The following is a 16,987-nucleotide window of genomic DNA, read 5'->3' as shown; positions in this document are numbered from 1 at the left end:
TCGGGCGGGCGGCGCGCGAGCACACTGGACGCATGGCAGATACAAGCACCGGGGCCGTGGACGGTGTCGCGCCCCGCCGCGTGGCGGCGTCCGAGCTGCGGGTGTCGCACCGGGAGCGGGACCAGGCGGTGGAGATCCTCCGGGTGGCGGCGGGTGACGGCCGGCTGACGGCCGCCGAGCTGGACGAGCGCGTGGAGGCGGCGCTCGCGGCCAGGACCGTCGGCGACCTCCGCGATCTGACGGCGGACCTGCCGTGGGAAGGCCTGCCGCCGCAGCCGCGTGACGTGATCCGGATCGACCAGCGCTTCGGGGAGGGCAGGCGCACGGGCCGATGGCAGGTGCCGCGCCGGATGGAGGTGCGGCTGATGTTCACGGACCTGAAGCTGGACTTCACCGAGGCCGTGCTCACGCACAGCACCCTGGACATCGCGGTGGACCTGCGGATCGGCGGGAATCTGACGCTGATCACGCCGCCGGGCGTCCTCGTCGACGCGGACGGGATCACCAAGAGCCGGGGCGAGGTCAAACTGCCCCCGGTCCCGGGCCCGGAGACCCCGATACGCCTGCGCGTCCTGCTGTCCGGCACGTCGACCGGCGGCGACATCGTGGCCCGCCCGCCCCGCCGCCCGCCCTGGCGCCGCCGCGCCGCCACCACCTGAGCCGGGGCTTCCGCTTCTCCTCGTTCAGAGTCGTGCAACCCTCGCGCCACCTCGGCTGTCTCCTCTCTGTCGGTCCTTGATCAAAAGGGCCACCTCAGCCACAGGAGGAACAGTGCGTCGCTCCCTTGTCGTCGCCATCGCGGCCGCCACCCTCGCCGCGCCGCTGGCAACGGGCGCCGGCACCGCGTCCGCCGCTCCCGGGACGAAGGCGGCCAAGGCCCCGGCCGTCGACTTCAACAAGGACGGGTACGCCGACCTGGCGCTCGGAGCGGCGCACGCGACGGTCGGCGGGAAGCAGGAAGCCGGGTACGTGGCCGTGGTGTACGGGTCGAAGGGCGGCGCCGACCAGGCACGCCGGAAGGTCGTCGACCGGTCCAGCGCGGGGGTGCCCGGGGGCGTCAGCAAGTACGGGGCCTTCGGCCGCGAGCTGACCGCCGCCGACCTCGACGGGGACGGCTACACCGACCTGGTCGTCGGCGCCGGCACGGGCGGCACCGTGGTGCTGTGGGGCTCCGCCGCCGGGCTCACGGACGCGGCCGCCCGACTGCCGGGCGCGGTCGGCTCCCTGGCCGTCGGCGACTTCGACGGCGACGGGCACCGCGACCTGGTGACGCATGATGAAAAGGCCACGCCCGAGAGCGGCCCCCCCGGCATGACCGTCTCGTACGGGCCGTTCACGCGCGGCGGCGAGGCGGCCAGGAAGGACGACATCGGGTTCGAATGGTTTCCCGACCTGGACGGGTTCGTCGCGGGCGACATGGACGGCGACGGCGTCGACGACCTCGTCACCAGCCACAGCTTTGAGGACCGGGCGTTCGTCAGCCGCTTCTGGAAGGGCGGCGCGTCCGGCCTCGGCCACACGTCCAAGGATCTCAAGGCCTCCGTGGGCGGCGCCGTCGCGGACGTGGACGGCGACGGCTACGGCGACTTCGTCACCCGCGACAACGGCCCCTTCGACGACGACAACGAGCGTGACAAGGGCACCGTCCGCGTCGACTACGGCAGCAAGAACGGGCCCGCCGCCACCCGCACCGTGAAGATCACCCAGGACAGCCCGGGCGTCCCGGGCGTGGGTGAGGACGGCGACCAGTTCGGCGCCTCGATCAGCGCGGGCGACGTCAACGGCGACGGCTACGCCGACATCGCCGTCGGCATCCCCGGCGAGGATGTCACCACCTCGACTGGAAAGAACGTTCTGGACAGTGGCAGCACAGTAATCCTCAAGGGCGCCAAGAGCGGCCTCAGCGGCACGGGCGCGCAGGCCTTCACCCAGTCCACGGCCGCCGTGCCCGGCGCCTCCGAGAAGGGCGACAAGTTCGGCGCCGGCATCCTGCTGTCGGACCTCAACGGCGACAAGAAGGCCGACCTGACCGTCACCGCGCCCTGGGAGGACGGCACGTACCAGGACTCCGGCGCCGCCTGGGTGTTCAAGGGCGCCGCCACCGGCGTGACGACGGCCGGGATCACGTCCTTCGGCCCGGCCGCGCTCGGCGCCCCGGAGAAGGACGCCCGCCTGGGCGAGCGCCTCGCGCGCTAGGGCCCGTACGCACCACAACGAAAACCGCACGCACACGACACACACCCCAGGAGAAACAGTGCGCCGCTCCCTCATCGCAGCCGTCGCGGCGGCCGCGGTCGCCGCACCGCTCGTACTCACCGCGACGGGCACCGCGTCCGCGGCGCCCAGGCCCCCCAAGGCGCCGGTGACGGACTTCAACAAGGACGGGTACGCCGACCTCGCGTTCGGCGCCGCGTACGGCTCGGCCGGGGACAAGAAGGGCGCCGGATACGTCGCCGTCGTGTACGGGTCCAAGAACGGGCCCGACCGCGCGCACCCGCGCATCATCGACCGCACCACGCCGGGCGTCCCCGGTGACGCCCGTGAGGACGACCAGTTCGGCGGCGAACTGGTCGTCGGCGACTTCGACAAGGACGGCTACACCGACCTCGTCGTCGGCGGGCACCCCATGACCAAGGCGGTCCTCCTGCGGGGCTCCGCCGCGGGTCTGACCGGGGCCTCCGGCGAAGTCCCCAACGGGGCCTACGGCAACATCACGGCCGGGGACTTCGACGGCGACGGGAACCGCGACCTGGTGAGCGAGGTCTACCCGGCGCACGACGACGACCAGGCGACCCTGACCGTCTCCTACGGCCCGTTCACGGCCCAGGGCAAGCCGGCCAGGAAGAAGGCCGTGCGCGTCCCGACGGAGCCGGGGCTCCTGGATCTGGTGGCCGGGGACCTGAACGGCGACGGCGTAGACGACCTAGTCACCAGCGACGGCGACGAGGACGGGCCGTTCGCCAGCCGCTTCTGGAAGGGGACGAGGAACGGCCTCAGCGGCACCTCGTCGAAGGCCCTCAAGCCTTCCCGTGGAGGCGTCGTCGCGGACGTGGACGGCGACGGCTACGGCGACTTCGTGACCCGCGCGGTCAGCGGCGACGGCGAGGTGCAGTCCGACGACGCGGGCACCGTCCGCGTCGACTACGGCAGCAAGAACGGGCCCGCCGCCACCCGTACCAAGAAGATCACCCAGGACAGCCCGGGCGTGCCCGGTGCGGGCGAGCGGGGCGGCCCCGTCCCCGGCGCGGACGGCGAGTACCACCGCGGTGACCAGTTCGGCTCCGACCTCGCCGCGGCCGACGTCAACGGCGACGGCTACGCGGACATCGCGGTGGGCGTCCCCGGCGAGGACGTCAAGGCGGGTGCCGCGGAGGCTTACGACGCGGGCAGCGTCGTCCTCCTGAAGGGCGCCAAGAGCGGCCTCAGCGGCACGGGGGCGCAGGCCTTCACCCAGTCCACGGCCGCGGTGCCCGGCGTATCCGAGACGGGTGACGCCTTCGGCGCCCGCGTCCTGCTCTCCGACGCCGACGGTGACAAGAAGGCCGACCTGACCGTCACCGCGCCCCTGGAGGACACCACCGTGCAGGACGTGGGCGCGGCCTGGGTCCTCAAGGGCACGAAGTCCGGCCTGACGGCCTCCGGCAGCACGTCCTTCGGCCCGAACGCCCTCGGCGCCGCGACCGAGCGCGCCTACTTCGGGGCGAACCTGGGCCGCTGACGCCCTCCGGCCCAACCGGCGCGCGCGGCGAGGACGGCGCGTACGAGGCCTCGGAGGGTTACGCGTCCAGGACCGGCAGGAGTTCCGGCAGGTGGCCGTCCGACGCGGCGGCCGCCCGGACGCGTTCCTCGGGGACCTCCCCGTACAGGGTGGTGCGGGGCTTGGCGGGGCGGCCCGCGGCCTCGGCGATGGCGACGAGGTCCTTCACGGAGCGGTACGAGCCGTACCCGGAGCCCGCCATGCGGGAGATGGTCTCCTCCATCAGCGTGCCGCCCAGGTCGTTGGCGCCGGAGCGCAGCATCTCCGCGGCCCCCTCGGCGCCGAGCTTCACCCAACTGGTCTGGATGTTGGGGATGTGGGGGTGCAGCAGGAGCCGCGCCATCGCCGTCACCGCGCGGTTGTCGCGGGTGGTGGGGCCGGGCCGGGCGATGCCCGCGAGATAGACGGGGGCGTTCGTGTGGATGAAGGGCAGTGTCACGAACTCCGTGAAGCCGCCCGTCTCCTGCTGGATCGCGGCGAGCGTGCGGAAGTGGCCGAGCCAGTGCCGGGGCTGGTCCACATGCCCGTACATCATCGTGGACGAGGACCGCAGGCCCACCTCGTGGGCGGTCTTGATGACCTCGATCCACGTCGCCGCGGGGAGCTTGCCCTTGGTCAGGATCCAGCGGACCTCGTCGTCGAGGATCTCGGCGGCCGTGCCGGGGACGGAGTCGAGGCCGGACTCCTTGGCGCGCTGGAGCCACTCGCGGATCGAAAGGCCGGTGCGGGTCGCGCCGTTGACGACCTCCATCGGTGAGAAGGCGTGCACGTGCAGGCCGGGCACCCGCTCCTTCACGGCCGAAGCGATGTCGAAGTAGGCCGTGCCGGGCAGGTCGGGGTGGATGCCGCCCTGCATGCAGACCTCCACCGCGCCGACGTCCCACGCCTGGGCCGCGCGGTCGGCGACCTGCGACAGGGACAGGGTGTAGGCGTCGGCGTCGGTGCGGCGCTGCGCGAAGGCGCAGAAGCGGCAGCCGGTGTAGCAGACGTTCGTGAAGTTGATGTTCCGGGTGACGACGTACGTGACGTCGTCGCCGGCCACGGACTTGCGGACCTCGTCCGCGACCGAGCAGAGCGCGTCGAGGGCGGGCCCGTCCGCGTGCAGCAGGACGAGGGCCTCCTCGTCGGTGAGGCGGGTCGGGTCGTCGGCGGCCGTGGCGAGGGCGGAGCGGACGTCGCCGTCGAGGCGCGAGGGCACCATGCCGGGCGCGGCCTGCTCGCGCAGCGCCTCCCAGTCGCCGTACACCTCGTCGAAGTCGTCGCGCCGGTCGGCGGTGCGGCCTTCCGTGTCGATGGTGCGGTGCAGGTCGGTGCGGCCGGAGGAGGCCACGTACCCCTCGTCGGGCTCCTGCCAGGGCCGGCCGCGGACCGGGGCGTCCGGGTTCGCGAGGCCCGACTCCAAGGCCAGCGCGTCCACGTGCGGGCGAAGGCGCGGGTCGAGCCACGGCTCGCCCCGCCGCACGAACTCGGGGTAGACGCACAGGCGCTCGCGCAGCTCGAAGCCCTCGGCCGCCGACCGCTCGGCGAGCGCCTCGATCTGCGGCCACGGCTGCTCCGGGTTGACGTGGTCGATGGTGAGCGGCGACACCCCGCCCCAGTCGTCGACGCCGGCGCGGATGAGGCGGCCGTACTCGCCGTCGACGAGGTTCGGCGGGGCCTGGAGGCAGCCGGAGGGGCCCATGATGTGCCGGGCGACGGCGACCGTGGCGACCAGGTCGTCGATCTCGGCGTCGGGCATGCCGCGCATCGCCGTGTCCGGCTTGGCGCGGAAGTTCTGGATGATCAGTTCCTGGACGCCGTGGTACGAGCGGGACACGCGGCGCAGCGCGAAGAGGGACTCGGCGCGCTCCTCGTACGTCTCGCCGATGCCGATGAGCAGCCCGCTGGTGAAGGGAACGGATGAGCGGCCCGCGTCCTGAAGGACGCGCAGGCGGACGGCCGGTTCCTTGTCGGGCGAGCCGTGGTGCGGGCCGCCGGGCTCGGACCACAGCCGCTCGGCCGTCGTCTCCAGCATCATGCCCATCGAAGGCGCCACCGGCTTCAGGCGCTGGAAGTCGGTCCACGACAGCACCCCGGGGTTGAGGTGGGGCAGCAGGCCCGTCTCCTCCAGGATGCGGATCGATATGGCCCGTACGTAGGCGATCGTGTCGTCGTAGCCGTGCGCGTCCAGCCACTCGCGGGCCTCGGGCCAGCGGTCCTCGGGCTTGTCGCCGAGGGTGATGAGGGCTTCCTTGCAGCCGAGCGCCGCGCCCTTGCGGGCGATGTCCAGGACCTCGTCGGGGGACATGAACATGCCGTGCCCGGCCCTGCGCAGCTTGCCCGGCACGGTGACGAACGTGCAGTAGTGACACTTGTCCCGGCACAGCCGCGTCAGCGGGATGAACACGCTCTTCGAGTACGTGATGACCCCGGCGCGGCCCGCCGCCTCCAGGCCCGCGTCCCGCACCCGGGCCGCCGAAGCCGCCAGGTCCTCCAGGTCGGCGCCGCGCGCCTGGAGAAGCACGGCGGCCTCCGCGACGTCCAGCGCGACGCCGTCCCGCGCCCGCCTCAGGGCCCGCCGCATGGCGTTGGCTGTGGGGGGTCCGGCCTCGGGGGACTGTGCGCTGTTGGTCATGCCCTTGAGCATACGAGCGGCACCACGTGACACCTACAGACACTTCCGCCAGGTCGGGGCGTTCTCCCGGGCGGGCGCGGCGCGGCTCCGGCGCGCCCGCGCCGCCGCCGGGCGGAAACCTGTCGATTCCCTTCCCTTACAGGGGAGTTCACGGCTGAATACCAGAGTTGCACGCACCACTCATGTCTCGTCACCACCGTCGCCACCGACTCCGGGAGCCATCATGTGCGAGGACGAACGCCACCTGAACAGACGGGCGCTGCTCGTGACGGGGGCGGCCACCGCCCTTACGCTCGGAACCGTGAGCTTCGCGGACGACGCGGGGGCCGCCGAGCGGCGGTCCGGCAAGGAGACGAAGACCGTCCGGGGCACGCTGCCCGTCGGCGCGCCGGACTTCGTCTACCTGCCGGTGGACGTGCCGCGCGGCGTACGCGAGATCCACGTCGCCTACACGTACGAGAAGCCGCCCGTCCCCGCGGGCACCGTCGGCAACGCCCTGGACATCGGCATCTTCGACGAACGCGGCACGGACCTCGGCGGCAAGGGCTTCCGGGGCTGGTCGGGCGGCGCCCGCACGGAGTTCTTCGTACGCGCCGACGACGCGACCCCCGGCTACCTCCCGGGCCCGGTGCGCGCGGGCCGCTGGCACATCGCGCTCGGTCCCTACACCGTGGCCCCGCAGGGCCTTCCGTACGAGGTGACCATCACCCTCACCTACGGGGCGCCCGGCCGCACCCCGAAGCCGAAGTACCCGCCGGAGCGGGCCAGGGGGCGGGGCCGCGCCTGGTACCGGGGCGACTGCCATCTGCACACCTGGTACTCGGACGGGCGCCGCACCCCCGCCGAGATCGGGGCGCTCGCCCGGGCGGCGGGCCTGGACTTCGTCAACACCTCCGAGCACAACACCCACTCCGCCCACGCCCACTGGTCCGAGGTGGCCGGTGACGATCTCCTGGTCCTCCTCGGCGAGGAGATCACCACCCGCAACGGCCATGTCCTGGCGATCGGCACGGAGCCGGGCACCTTCGTCGACTGGCGCTACCGTGCCCGCGACAACCGCTTCGGCCACTACGCCCGTGCCGTCCGCCGCGCCGGTGGCCTCGTGGTGCCCGCCCATCCGCACGCCACCTGCGTCGGCTGCAACTGGAAGTTCGGCTTCGGTGAGGCGGACGCGGTCGAGGTGTGGAACGGCGCCTACTCGCCCGAGGACGAGGTCGCGCTCTCCGAGTGGGACAACGCCCTGGTGGCGGCGGCGCGTGGCGGGCGCCGCTGGACGCCCGCGATGGGCAACAGCGACGCCCACCGCGACCCGGACCCGGTGGGCCGCCCGCAGACCGTCGTCCTCGCCGACGACCTGACCCGCGAGGCCGTCCAGGAGGGCCTACGCGCGGGCCGCTCCTACATCGCCGAGGCCAGGGAGGTCGAGCTGGCCTTCTCCGCGAGCGGCGGCAAGGGCCGGCACGCGGGCATCGGCGAACGCCTCCGCGTGGACGCCGACACCCCGGTGACCGTACGCCTGGACGTCAAGGGCGCCCCCGGCTGCGTCATCCGCTTCGTCACGGACCAGGGCGTCCTGCACACGACCCCACCCCTCCCCGACACGGGCACCGGCTCCGCCGAATGGCACACCACCCCCTCATACGCGGCCTACGTACGCGCCGAGGTACGCAAACCCCACCCCGCCCCACCCCTCCCGGGCCCCATGCGAGCCCTGACGAACCCGATCTTCCTGGGCCGCTGACCGGCACGCGGGCGGGGGCCGTGCACAGCACCCCCCGCCCGCCCGCCGAGCGTCAGCCGCCGTCTGCCCGGAACAGTTCCTCAGCCGACTCGACCGTCAGCGCACGGCCGAACCAGAGCCGGAGAATGTCCAGGTCACTACACCCCATGACACGCTCCCTCACCGCCCCCGAAACAGCCACGCCCCGCCCCTCAAGCACCTGAAGCACCGCCTGAGCCCGCTCCTCCGCACGGCCCTGCTCGCGTCCTTCCTCGCGTCCTTCCTCGCGCCCCTCCGCGCGCAGCTTCATCGACGTCTCCGACCGGAAGAAGGAGAGGGGGACGGTCATGAGCTTCCTCCATGTCTCAAGGGCGATGGGGCTGTTGGCCAGGCCTTGTTCAGTGAGTTCGGAGAAGATCTCCGCGTTTTCGAGGTCGATTTCCTTCAGCGCGAAAGCGAGAGCTTTCAGTATGGCATTGGCATTCGGGTCCTTTCCATGGGTGATCGCGGAGAGGGTGGCGAGCGGAATGTCCTTGGCGGCCGACTCGACGTCGGTGATCACCGGCACGTTGTGCGGGCCGAGGACGAGGGGGCGGATCGTGAGCATGGGCCAGTTGTCCGGGCCGATGCTGAAGGGGCCCGATGCCCACAGCGCGGTGGTCTTGTCCTGGCAGGTGACGAGCAGGACGGTCGGGAGCTGGTACTTCGCGTGGAGGAACGAGGTGTAATAGGCCCAGCTCGCGGGCTTGGCGGACTCCTTGCGGCCCTGCGCCTCCACGGCGACGAGATAGCTCCCCTGCTTCTCCGTGTCGAAGCGCAGGAGCGTGTCCACACGCCGCTCCAGGGGAGCCGTCTCGGTCAGGTCGTTGGGTAACAGGGATACCGCGATCGGCTCCGGAAAAGGCAGATCGAGCGCGCGGAACGCACGGCCGAAGACGCCGGGTTCCTTCTGGAAGATCCGGTGCATCGCTTCATGTGATGAACTCACCATGCGGGAAACGCTAGGCCCGCGACCGGCAATTGCCCCCGGAAAATGCCTCCCTTCCCTCGAACGTGTGCGTCATGCTCAGCTCACTTCTTGGCCACCGGCACCACCCGTACGTTGAAGACATGGGTCTCCAGGGCTCCCATGAGGGCCACGAACATGTGGGCGAAGTGTTCCTGGGCGCGGGCCGTTTCGATGCCGCCCAGGTCCAGGTGGGTGGTGGTGGGCCAGCCGAGGTCGGTGAGGAGGGTGCTGGTGACGGCCTTGGCGGTGGGGTCGTCGCCGGAGAGGAAGACCGTGCTGTCGCCGGCCAGGTCGCCGGGCGCGACCATGGTGACCGAGTCCATCGTGGAGAGGGTCTTGACGACCCGGGCCGCGGGGAAGGCCCGCTGGATCTCCTCGCCGAGGGACAGATCGGGGTGGGTGAGGACGAAGCCGTGGGGCTCGATGGTGTAGCCCACGGCGATGTCGACGAGCACCTTGCCGTCGAGGACGTCGGCGCCTGCGGCGCGCAGCAGGGCCACGGAGTCCGCGCCGGGCGTCGCGTTCACGACCACCTCCGCGCCGTCCGCCGCCTCCCGCACCCCGACGAGCGGAAGGCCAAGCTCCGCGCCGGTCTCCTTCCTGGCCCCGGGGTCACGCGAGCCGAGCACCACCTCGTGTCCCGCGGCGGCCCACGCCTTGGCGAGGGCGCGGCCGACGTTTCCGGTTCCGATCACTCCAAGTCTCATGCGGTGAAAGTTAATTGGGGCCCGGGGTGGCTCGTATCCGTCGTCGGGACCAGGTGGGGACCACGGTGGGCCTAGTCCCCCGGTCCCGTACGCCCGTGCTCATCCGGCCCAGACCACCGCCTGCGTCTCGCTGTAGGCGGCCAGCGCGTACGAGCCGCAGTCGCGGCCCACCCCGCTGGCCTTGAAGCCGCCGAAGGGGGCCTCCATGTTGCGGGCGATCGTGTTCACGCCGACGCCGCCCGAACGCAGCCGCCGCGCGACGCGGAAGGCGCGGGCCACGTCCGCCGACCAGACGTAGGAGAGCAGGCCGTAGTCGCTGTCGTCGGCGAGGTCCACCGCCGTGTCCTCGTCGCCGTCGAAGGGGACGACCACGACGACCGGGCCGAAGATCTCCTCGCGGACCACGCGCATGCCGGGGGCGCAGTCGGCGAGGAGCGTCGGGGTGACGTAGAAGCCGGGGCCCGGCGGTCGCGTGCCGCCGGTGATCAGGCGTGCGCCCTCCTTGCGGGCAAGGTCCACGTAACCCTCGACGCGGTCCCGGTGCGCCGCCGAGATGACCGGGCCCACGACCGTGCCCTTGGCCCGCGGGTCGCCGACCTTCAGGTACGACGCGTAGGCCGTCAGCTTCTCCAGGAGCGGGTCGTACACCTCGCGCTGGACGAGCACCCGGGTCGGCGCCGTGCAGATCTGGCCGCTGTAGAAGGAGAACGTGGTGCCGATCCCGGCGACCGCCGCGTCCAGGTCCGCGTCCGCGAAGACGACCGCCGCGCCCTTGCCGCCCAGCTCCATGAGCTGCCGCTTCATGCCGCGCCCGCACACCTCGCCGATGCGCCGGCCCACGGCGGTGGAGCCGGTGAAGCTCACCATGTCGACGTCGGCGGCCGCCACGGCCGCCTCGCCGACCGCGGCGGAGGTACCGCTGACGACGTTCACCACGCCGGGCGGCGCCCCCGCCTCGGCCAGGGCCGCGGCCATCCGGTAGACGGACAGCGGGTCCTGGGGGGCCGGCTTGACGAGGACGGTGTTGCCCATCGCCAGGGCAGGGGCGACCTTGCCCACCGCGTTGGCCCAGGGGTTGTTGTACGAGGTGACGCAGGTGACGACCCCGACCGCCTGGCGGATCGCCACGGCGCCGACGGCGGCGGCGCGGCCCAGCGGTCCCGCCTCGTTGACCTGCGGCGGCAGGGCCGTCTCGACGGGTTCGAGCGCCCCCTTCGCGTACCGCCTGAAGCGGGCGGCGGCGACCGCGACCTGCATGCCGCGCGCCGTCGCCGTCGTCGCGCCGGTCTCCGCCTGGGCGAGGGCGGCGAGCGCGTCGAAGTCCCGCTCGAGGATCCCGGCGGCCCGGTCAAGGACGGCCGCGCGCTCCTCGGGGGCCGTGCGCGACCACGGCCCGAAGGCCTCCCGGGCCGCCGCGGCGGCCTGCCTCGCCTGCGCGGGGCTCGCCTCGGGCGCCCGGCCCACGACGTCCTCGGTCGCCGGGTCGAGCACGTCGTAGTGGCCGCCGTCGGGCTCGATCCGGTCGCCGCCGATGAACAGGCTTTCCGTGAGGGTCACTTGGTGGCCACCGTCCGTGTGTCGCGGCCCGACCTGAGGACCCGGCCCGGCACCGCGCCCGTCACCACGTCGTCGCGGATCGCCTCGACGCCGTTGACCCACACGGCCCGTACGCCGAGGGCCTTGGAGTCCAGGCGCGGGCTGTCCCCGGGCAGGTCGTGCACGAGGGTCGCGGCGCCCGCGGCGACGGTCTCCGGGTCGAAGAGGACGAGGTCGGCGTGGTAACCCTCGGCGACGCGCCCGCGCCCGCGCAGGCCGAAGAGGCGCGCCGGTTCGTCCGTGAGCATCCGCACCGCCCGCTCCAGGCCGACCAGCTTGCGGCCGCGCAGACAGTCGCCGAGGAACCGCGTCGTGTACGGGGCCCCGCACATGCGGTCCAGGTGCGCCCCGGCGTCGGAGCCGCCGAGCAGGACGTCCTCGTGCTCCCAGGTCTCGGCGCGCAGGGCCCACGATGCGGGGTCGTTGTCGGTCGGCATGGGCCACAGGACGGTCCGCATGCGGTCGTTGGCGCAGATGTCGACCAGGCACGCGAAGGGCTCCTGGCCGCGCTCGGCGGCGATGTCGCCGACGACCCGGCCCGCGAGCCCGGCGTTGGCGTCGGAGTAGGTGTCTCCGATGACGTACCGGTCGAAGTGCGTGAGGCGCCGGAAGACGCCCGCCTCCTCGCCGGTGGCGCGCCGCAGCATCGCCGCGCGCACGTCCGGGTCCCGCAGCCGCGCGATCCGCTCGGGGATCGGGAGCCCCAGGACGTCCCCCCACCCCGGGATGAGGTTCAGGGCGCAGAACGTGCCGAGGGACATGTTCATCGGGGTCAGGATCGGCATCGTGAGGGCGACGATCCGGCCGCCCGCCTTCCGGGCGCGCTCGCTGGGCACGAGCTGGCGCGGCACGCGCTCGGGCACGGCCGCGTCGATGGTGAGGACGTTCCAGTTCAGGGGCCGTCCCGCGGCCGCGCTCAGCTCCACGAGCAGGTCGACCTCGGCGTCGCTGAACCGGTCGAGGCACCCGGCGACGATCGCCTCCAGCTGGGTGCCCTCGTGCTCGCCGACCGCCCGCGCGAGCGCGAGCAGCTCGGCGGGGCGCGCGTGCCGGGACGCCACCGGCTCGCCGTCGCCGTCCGAGTGCGTCGAGGACTGGGTCGTGGACAGGCCCCAGGCGCCCGCCTCCATCGCCTCACGCAGCAGCGCGACCATCCGCTCCAGCTGCGCGGCCGACGGCTGCCCGCCGACGGCGTCGGGCCCCATCACGTACCGCCTGAGCGCGCAGTGCCCCACCATGAAGCCCGCGTTGACGGCGATGCGCCCCTCAAGGGCGTCCAGGTACTCCCCGAAGGACCGCCACGACCAGGGCGCGCCCTCCTCGAGCGCGACCAGCGACATGCCCTCGACCTTGGACATCATCCGCCGCGTGTAGTCGGCGTCCTCGGGCCGCGCGGGATTCAGCGGCGCCAGCGTGAACCCGCAGTTGCCGCCCGCGACGGTCGTCACCCCGTGGTTCAGCGAGGGCGTCGCGTACGGGTCCCAGAAGAGCTGCGCGTCGTAGTGCGTGTGCGGGTCCACGAAGCCGGGGGCGAGGACGAGACCGCGGGCGTCTTCGTGGCTACGGCTCTCCTCGGTGACCCCCGCGGCGACGACGGCGACCCGCCCGTCCCTCATGCCGACGTCGGCGACGCGGGCCGGGGCACCCGTGCCGTCCACGACGGTGGCGCCTTTGATGAGATGGTCCAGCATCACGTGAGGCCTTCCGAATCCAGCCCGTCCGGCGTTTGAGGACGAGCGCGAAGCGCGAGAAGGGGGCCGGGGGCCTAGGCCCCCGCGCGGAACCGGCTCGTGCGGTGCACGGGATCCGTGTCGATCTTGGGAATCACGTGCTCTCCGATCAGCCGGATCGTCCGCAGCGTGTCCTCGGCCGAGATCCCGACGGGAAGCCCGAAGGACAGCTGGTCGGCCCCGGCCTGCTCCCACCGCTTGCACTGGCGGAGGACGTCGTCCGGGTCGCCGCAGATCATCAGCTCCTCGGCGATGAGCAGCTCGACGATCTCCTCCGTGTACGCGGGGAGCACCTCGGGCCACCGGGGGATCCCCTCGGGCCGGGGGAAGGTGTCGTGGTAGCGGAAGACCAGGGACTGTACGTAGTTCAGCTCGCTGGTGACCGCCGTGCGCACGGCCTCCTCGCGCGTCGGCGCGCAGATCGCCGTGGACGTCACCATCACGTTGTCGTTGACGAAGTCCCCGACGGGCTCCGCGTCCCGGATCGCCGTCTTGTACTGCTCAAGGACCCACTCCATGTCGGAGACCTTCTGCACGCTGAAGCCGAGCACGCCGAGGCCCTTCCTCGCCGCCATCGCGTACGACGGCGGGGACCCGGCCGCGTACCACATGGCCGGGTGGGAGGACCCGTACGGCTTGGGGAAGACCTTGCGCGGCGGCAGCGACCAGTGCTTGCCGCGGAACCCCTCGTACTCCTCCTGGAGCCACATCTTGGGGAACTCGGCGATCGTCTCCTCCCAGATCTCCTTGGTGTGGTTCATGTCGGTGATGCCCGGCAGGAAGCCGAGGATCTCGTGCGACCCGGCGCCGCGCCCGCTGCCGAACTCGAAGCGTCCCTCGCTGAGGTGGTCGAGCATGGCCACCTTCTCGGCGACCTTCACCGGGTGGTTGACCTGCGCCAGGGGGTTGAAGATCCCCGAGCCCAGGTGGATGCGCTCGGTGGCGTGCGCGAGATAGCCGAGGAAGACGTCGTTGGCCGAGAGGTGCGAGTACTCCTCCAGGAAGTGGTGCTCGGAGGCCCACGCGTACTTGAAGCCCGCCTTGTCCGCCGCGATGACGTACTCGGTCTCCTCCATCAGCGCCCGGTGCTCGGCCAGCGGGTCGGTCCGCGCCCGCTTGCCGACGTATCCCTGTACGAAGAGCCCGAATTCCACAGCGGTCACCGTCCTCCACATTTCTGACGCATCGTCAGATTCAGTGCTCCGACTGTTCCACCGGGGATCTGGGGCGTCAAGAGCGGTACGGCGCTTGGCTGACGACCCGTCAGAACACATTGACCCCCGCCAGCCAGCCGCCGTCGATCACGAACGGCTGACCGGTGATGTACGCCGAGTCCTCCTCCGCGGTGAGGAAGAGCGCGAGCCGCGCCACCTCCTCCGCCCGGCCGGCCCGCCCGAGCGGCACGAGCTTGCGGTACAGCGCGTCCAGGCCCCGGGACGCCCTCTCCGCGTCCGCCGCCGGGTCGAGGTGGGCGGGGTTGCTCATGGGGGTGTCGACGGCGCCGGGGCAGATGGCGTTGACGCGCACCCCCCGGCCCGCCAGCTCGACCGCGGCGACCCGGGTCAGGCCGATGACGGCGTGCTTGGTCGCGCTGTACGCCCCGATGTACGCCATGCCCGTGAGCCCCGCGTACGAGGCGGTGTTCACGATCGTGCCGCCGCCCGCGTCGCCGATGCGCGGGGCGACGGACTTGATGCCGAGGAACACGCCGGTCTGGTTGACCTGGACGACCTGCTGGAACTCCTCGAGGGGCGTGTTGACCAGCTCGTTGAAGCGCAGGATGCCCGCGTTGTTGACGAGCCCGTCGACCTTGCCGAAGGCCTCCTCCGTCGCCTCCACCGCGGCCCGCCAGTCGCGCTCGCTCCCCACGTCCAGGTGGACGTACCGGGCGGCGTCCCCCAGCTCCTTGGCGACATCCTCCCCCTGTTCGTCCAGGACGTCCCCGATGACGACCCTCGCCCCCTCCGCGACGAAGAGCCGCGCCTCCTGCGCCCCCTGCCCGCGCGCCCCACCCGTGACGATGACGACGCGCCCGTCGAGCTTGCCCATCGCGGTTCCCTTCAGCCGAGCAGCGGCGCGACCTGTGTGCCGAACGCCGCCATCTGGTCGGTGAGTTCGCTGCGGCTCCGGCTGCGGAACCGCACCTGGATCTGGTGCACGCCCATCGCCGCGTACGCGCGCAGCGAGTCGGCGAGCGCCTCCGGTGCGCCGGTCAGGGTGCGCCGCCCGACCGGCCAGGACGGCTCGCCCACGTACAGGGGCTCGGTGAGGGCGCCGACCGTGAGCGGCTCCGTGATCCCGGCCCGCTCGCGCAGCCGCCGCAGCTCCGCGATCCGCGCGGGCAGCCGGTCGCGCGGATCGCCCTGCGGCAGCCAGCCGTCGCCGCGCGTGGCGGCCCGGCGCACGGCGGCCGGCGAGGAGCCGCCCACCCAGATCGGCACCCGCTCCCGGGCGGGCCGCGGGCGCTGCCCGAGGTCCGCGAAGTCGTAGGCGGGGCCGTGGTGTTCGGGGTACTCCTCGGGGCCGAGGGCGGCCCTGAGCGCGTCCACGGTCTCGTCGAGCAGCGGCCCGCGCCGCCCGAAGTCCACGCCGAGCGCGGCGAACTCCTCCGGCACGTGGCCCGCCCCTACACCCAGGATCAGCCGACCGCCGCTGAGGTGGTCGAGGGTCGCGTACTGCTTGGCGGTGAGCAGCGGGTGGCGCAGGGCCACCACGGCGACGTGGCTGAGCAGGTGGACGCGCTCGGTGACCGCCGCGAGGTGGGCGAGGGTGGCCACGGGGTCGTACCAGGTCGTGCCCATCGCCCCTGCGAGTCGCCGCGGGATCGCCACGTGGTCGCAGCACGCCACGTACGCGAACCCCGCCTCGTCGGCCGCGCGCGCCACCGCCACCAGGTCCGCCGCGCCCGCGCCCGCCTCCCACGCCTCGGCGAAGACCACGCTGCGGGCCTGCACGGGCAGTTGCATGCCGTAGACGAGACGGTCCGCGGGGAAGACCCGCGCTGTGCCCGGCACCGGCGCCATAGGAACTCCATCCCTCGCCCTGATGCGCGCGCCGGTCCGGCGGGGCGGTCCGTCGCGCACGTCGGCGGGCCGCATCGCCGACGGCCCACATCGTCGTACCTGACGCATCATCAGACAAGGGTCACGAGCGCCCGGCCCGGCCCGCTCCGGCTCAGCCCACCTCGAAGCCGAGCGCCCCGGCGATCACCCCCGCCTGGTCCAGGTCGACCTTCGTGCCCCCGACCGCCACGGTCCGCGGGTCGAGCGACGACAACTCGCTGCCGCGCAGGTCGGCCCCCATGAGCTGGGCGCTGTGCAGCTGCGCGCCCGACAGGTCGCAGCAGGTCACGGCGGCCTCCTCCAGACGGGCCGCCGTGAGGTCCGCCTCCCGCATCCGCACCCCGTCGAACACGGCCTTGCGCAGATCGGCGCCCGGCAGCGCGACGAACGACCAGTCCCCGCCGCGCACCTCGAAGACCGTGAACGCGCACTGCTGGAAGAGGCTGCCCACCGCCTTGCACTGCTCGAACCGGGTGTCGAAGAACACGCACCGCTTGAAGGTGCAGTTGGTGAAGGCCGTCGAGGTGAGCCGCGCCGCGTTGAACTTCACGCCGGCGAAGGTGCAGCCGTCGAACACGGCCCCCTCGGCGACCGCCTCCGTCATGTCCGTGTCGAAGAACGTGAAGCGCTCGTACTCCTCCCCCGACAGGTCCCTTCCGTACCAATCCCCGCCCCGCACCACCCGCTCCGCGTCCGGCACGGGCGGCTCGTGCGAGAAGGGATCGACATTGGCCCGCTCACGTTTGATCGCCATGCTCCCGATTGAACCCCCGGGCACTGACAACCGCCCGG

Annotated in this window: 13 protein-coding genes; 4 read left to right on the top strand and 9 right to left on the bottom strand. The window is 72.6% G+C overall.

The features are described 5' to 3' along the window. The first annotated feature begins 32 nt into the window (after positions 1–32). The 3 genes from AC07GB_RS26590 to AC07GB_RS26580 all read left to right on the top strand — a co-directional run bounded on the left by AC07GB_RS26590 (position 33) and on the right by AC07GB_RS26580 (position 3,718). Positions 33–659, top strand: coding sequence for a DUF1707 SHOCT-like domain-containing protein (locus AC07GB_RS26590; protein WP_478849619.1), 627 nt, complete (start codon positions 33–35; stop codon positions 657–659). Positions 660–771: 112 nt separating this feature from the next. Continuing rightward, on the top strand, positions 772–2,196 hold the full coding sequence (locus tag AC07GB_RS26585; RefSeq protein WP_478849617.1) for an FG-GAP and VCBS repeat-containing protein: 1,425 nt from the start codon (positions 772–774) through the stop codon (positions 2,194–2,196). Positions 2,197–2,254: 58 nt separating this feature from the next. Next, positions 2,255–3,718, top strand: a complete 1,464-nt coding sequence (locus tag AC07GB_RS26580) for an FG-GAP and VCBS repeat-containing protein (RefSeq protein WP_478849615.1) — start codon at positions 2,255–2,257, stop codon at positions 3,716–3,718. Between the two features lie 58 nt (positions 3,719–3,776). Here the strand turns inward: AC07GB_RS26580 and AC07GB_RS26575 are convergent, their stop codons facing one another. Beyond that, positions 3,777–6,371, bottom strand: coding sequence for a bifunctional FO biosynthesis protein CofGH (locus AC07GB_RS26575; protein ID WP_478849613.1), 2,595 nt, complete (start codon positions 6,369–6,371; stop codon positions 3,777–3,779). A gap of 223 nt (positions 6,372–6,594) precedes the next feature. Here AC07GB_RS26575 and AC07GB_RS26570 point away from each other — a divergent pair, with 223 nt between their 5' ends. Then, the gene (locus AC07GB_RS26570) at positions 6,595–8,112 is read left to right on the top strand and encodes a CehA/McbA family metallohydrolase (protein WP_478849611.1); all 1,518 of its coding nucleotides are present in this window, start codon (positions 6,595–6,597) and stop codon (positions 8,110–8,112) included. Positions 8,113–8,164: 52 nt separating this feature from the next. Here AC07GB_RS26570 and AC07GB_RS26565 read toward each other — a convergent pair whose 3' ends face one another. The 8 genes from AC07GB_RS26565 to AC07GB_RS26530 all read right to left on the bottom strand — a co-directional run bounded on the left by AC07GB_RS26565 (position 8,165) and on the right by AC07GB_RS26530 (position 16,949). After that, complete coding sequence (locus AC07GB_RS26565; RefSeq protein ID WP_478849609.1) at positions 8,165–9,082, bottom strand: hypothetical protein; 918 nt, start codon at positions 9,080–9,082, stop codon at positions 8,165–8,167. Positions 9,083–9,162: 80 nt separating this feature from the next. Then, the gene (locus AC07GB_RS26560; protein ID WP_478849653.1) at positions 9,163–9,822 is read right to left on the bottom strand and encodes an NADPH-dependent F420 reductase; all 660 of its coding nucleotides are present in this window, start codon (positions 9,820–9,822) and stop codon (positions 9,163–9,165) included. Positions 9,823–9,906: 84 nt separating this feature from the next. Then, a complete protein-coding gene (locus AC07GB_RS26555; protein ID WP_478849607.1) occupies positions 9,907–11,364 on the bottom strand; it encodes an aldehyde dehydrogenase family protein in 1,458 nt (485 codons plus the stop codon). Further along, positions 11,361–13,094, bottom strand: coding sequence for an N-acyl-D-amino-acid deacylase family protein (locus AC07GB_RS26550; protein WP_478849605.1), 1,734 nt, complete (start codon positions 13,092–13,094; stop codon positions 11,361–11,363). Before AC07GB_RS26550 ends, AC07GB_RS26555 begins: the two co-directional genes overlap by 4 nt. Positions 13,095–13,168: 74 nt before the next feature. Then, positions 13,169–14,287: an LLM class flavin-dependent oxidoreductase gene (locus tag AC07GB_RS26545; RefSeq protein WP_478849652.1), complete on the bottom strand. Its 1,119-nt coding sequence runs from the start codon at positions 14,285–14,287 to the stop codon at positions 13,169–13,171. Positions 14,288–14,396: 109 nt separating this feature from the next. Continuing rightward, on the bottom strand, positions 14,397–15,182 hold the full coding sequence (locus tag AC07GB_RS26540) for an SDR family NAD(P)-dependent oxidoreductase (protein WP_478849603.1): 786 nt from the start codon (positions 15,180–15,182) through the stop codon (positions 14,397–14,399). Positions 15,183–15,193: 11 nt separating this feature from the next. Next, complete coding sequence (locus AC07GB_RS26535; protein WP_478849601.1) at positions 15,194–16,156, bottom strand: LLM class F420-dependent oxidoreductase; 963 nt, start codon at positions 16,154–16,156, stop codon at positions 15,194–15,196. A gap of 151 nt (positions 16,157–16,307) precedes the next feature. Beyond that, complete coding sequence (locus AC07GB_RS26530; protein WP_478849599.1) at positions 16,308–16,949, bottom strand: pentapeptide repeat-containing protein; 642 nt, start codon at positions 16,947–16,949, stop codon at positions 16,308–16,310. Between the last annotated feature and the right edge of the window lie 38 nt (positions 16,950–16,987).

This window comes from Streptomyces sp. NPDC045778 (assembly GCF_056431945.1).
This window is presented reverse-complemented; position numbering and strand designations above follow the sequence as displayed.

What these genes read in the sequence shown, in the direction of transcription:
- AC07GB_RS26590 (WP_478849619.1), top strand. Translation starts at nt 33, where the DNA reads ATGGCAGATACAAGCACCGGGGCCGTGGACGGTGTCGCGCCCCGCCGC.
- AC07GB_RS26575 (WP_478849613.1), bottom strand. Translation starts at nt 6,371, where the DNA reads ATGACCAACAGCGCACAGTCCCCCGAGGCCGGACCCCCCACAGCCAAC.
- AC07GB_RS26570 (WP_478849611.1), top strand. Translation starts at nt 6,595, where the DNA reads ATGTGCGAGGACGAACGCCACCTGAACAGACGGGCGCTGCTCGTGACG.
- AC07GB_RS26565 (WP_478849609.1), bottom strand. Translation starts at nt 9,082, where the DNA reads ATGGTGAGTTCATCACATGAAGCGATGCACCGGATCTTCCAGAAGGAA.
- AC07GB_RS26550 (WP_478849605.1), bottom strand. Translation starts at nt 13,094, where the DNA reads ATGCTGGACCATCTCATCAAAGGCGCCACCGTCGTGGACGGCACGGGT.
- AC07GB_RS26540 (WP_478849603.1), bottom strand. Translation starts at nt 15,182, where the DNA reads ATGGGCAAGCTCGACGGGCGCGTCGTCATCGTCACGGGTGGGGCGCGC.
- AC07GB_RS26535 (WP_478849601.1), bottom strand. Translation starts at nt 16,156, where the DNA reads ATGGCGCCGGTGCCGGGCACAGCGCGGGTCTTCCCCGCGGACCGTCTC.
- AC07GB_RS26530 (WP_478849599.1), bottom strand. Translation starts at nt 16,949, where the DNA reads ATGGCGATCAAACGTGAGCGGGCCAATGTCGATCCCTTCTCGCACGAG.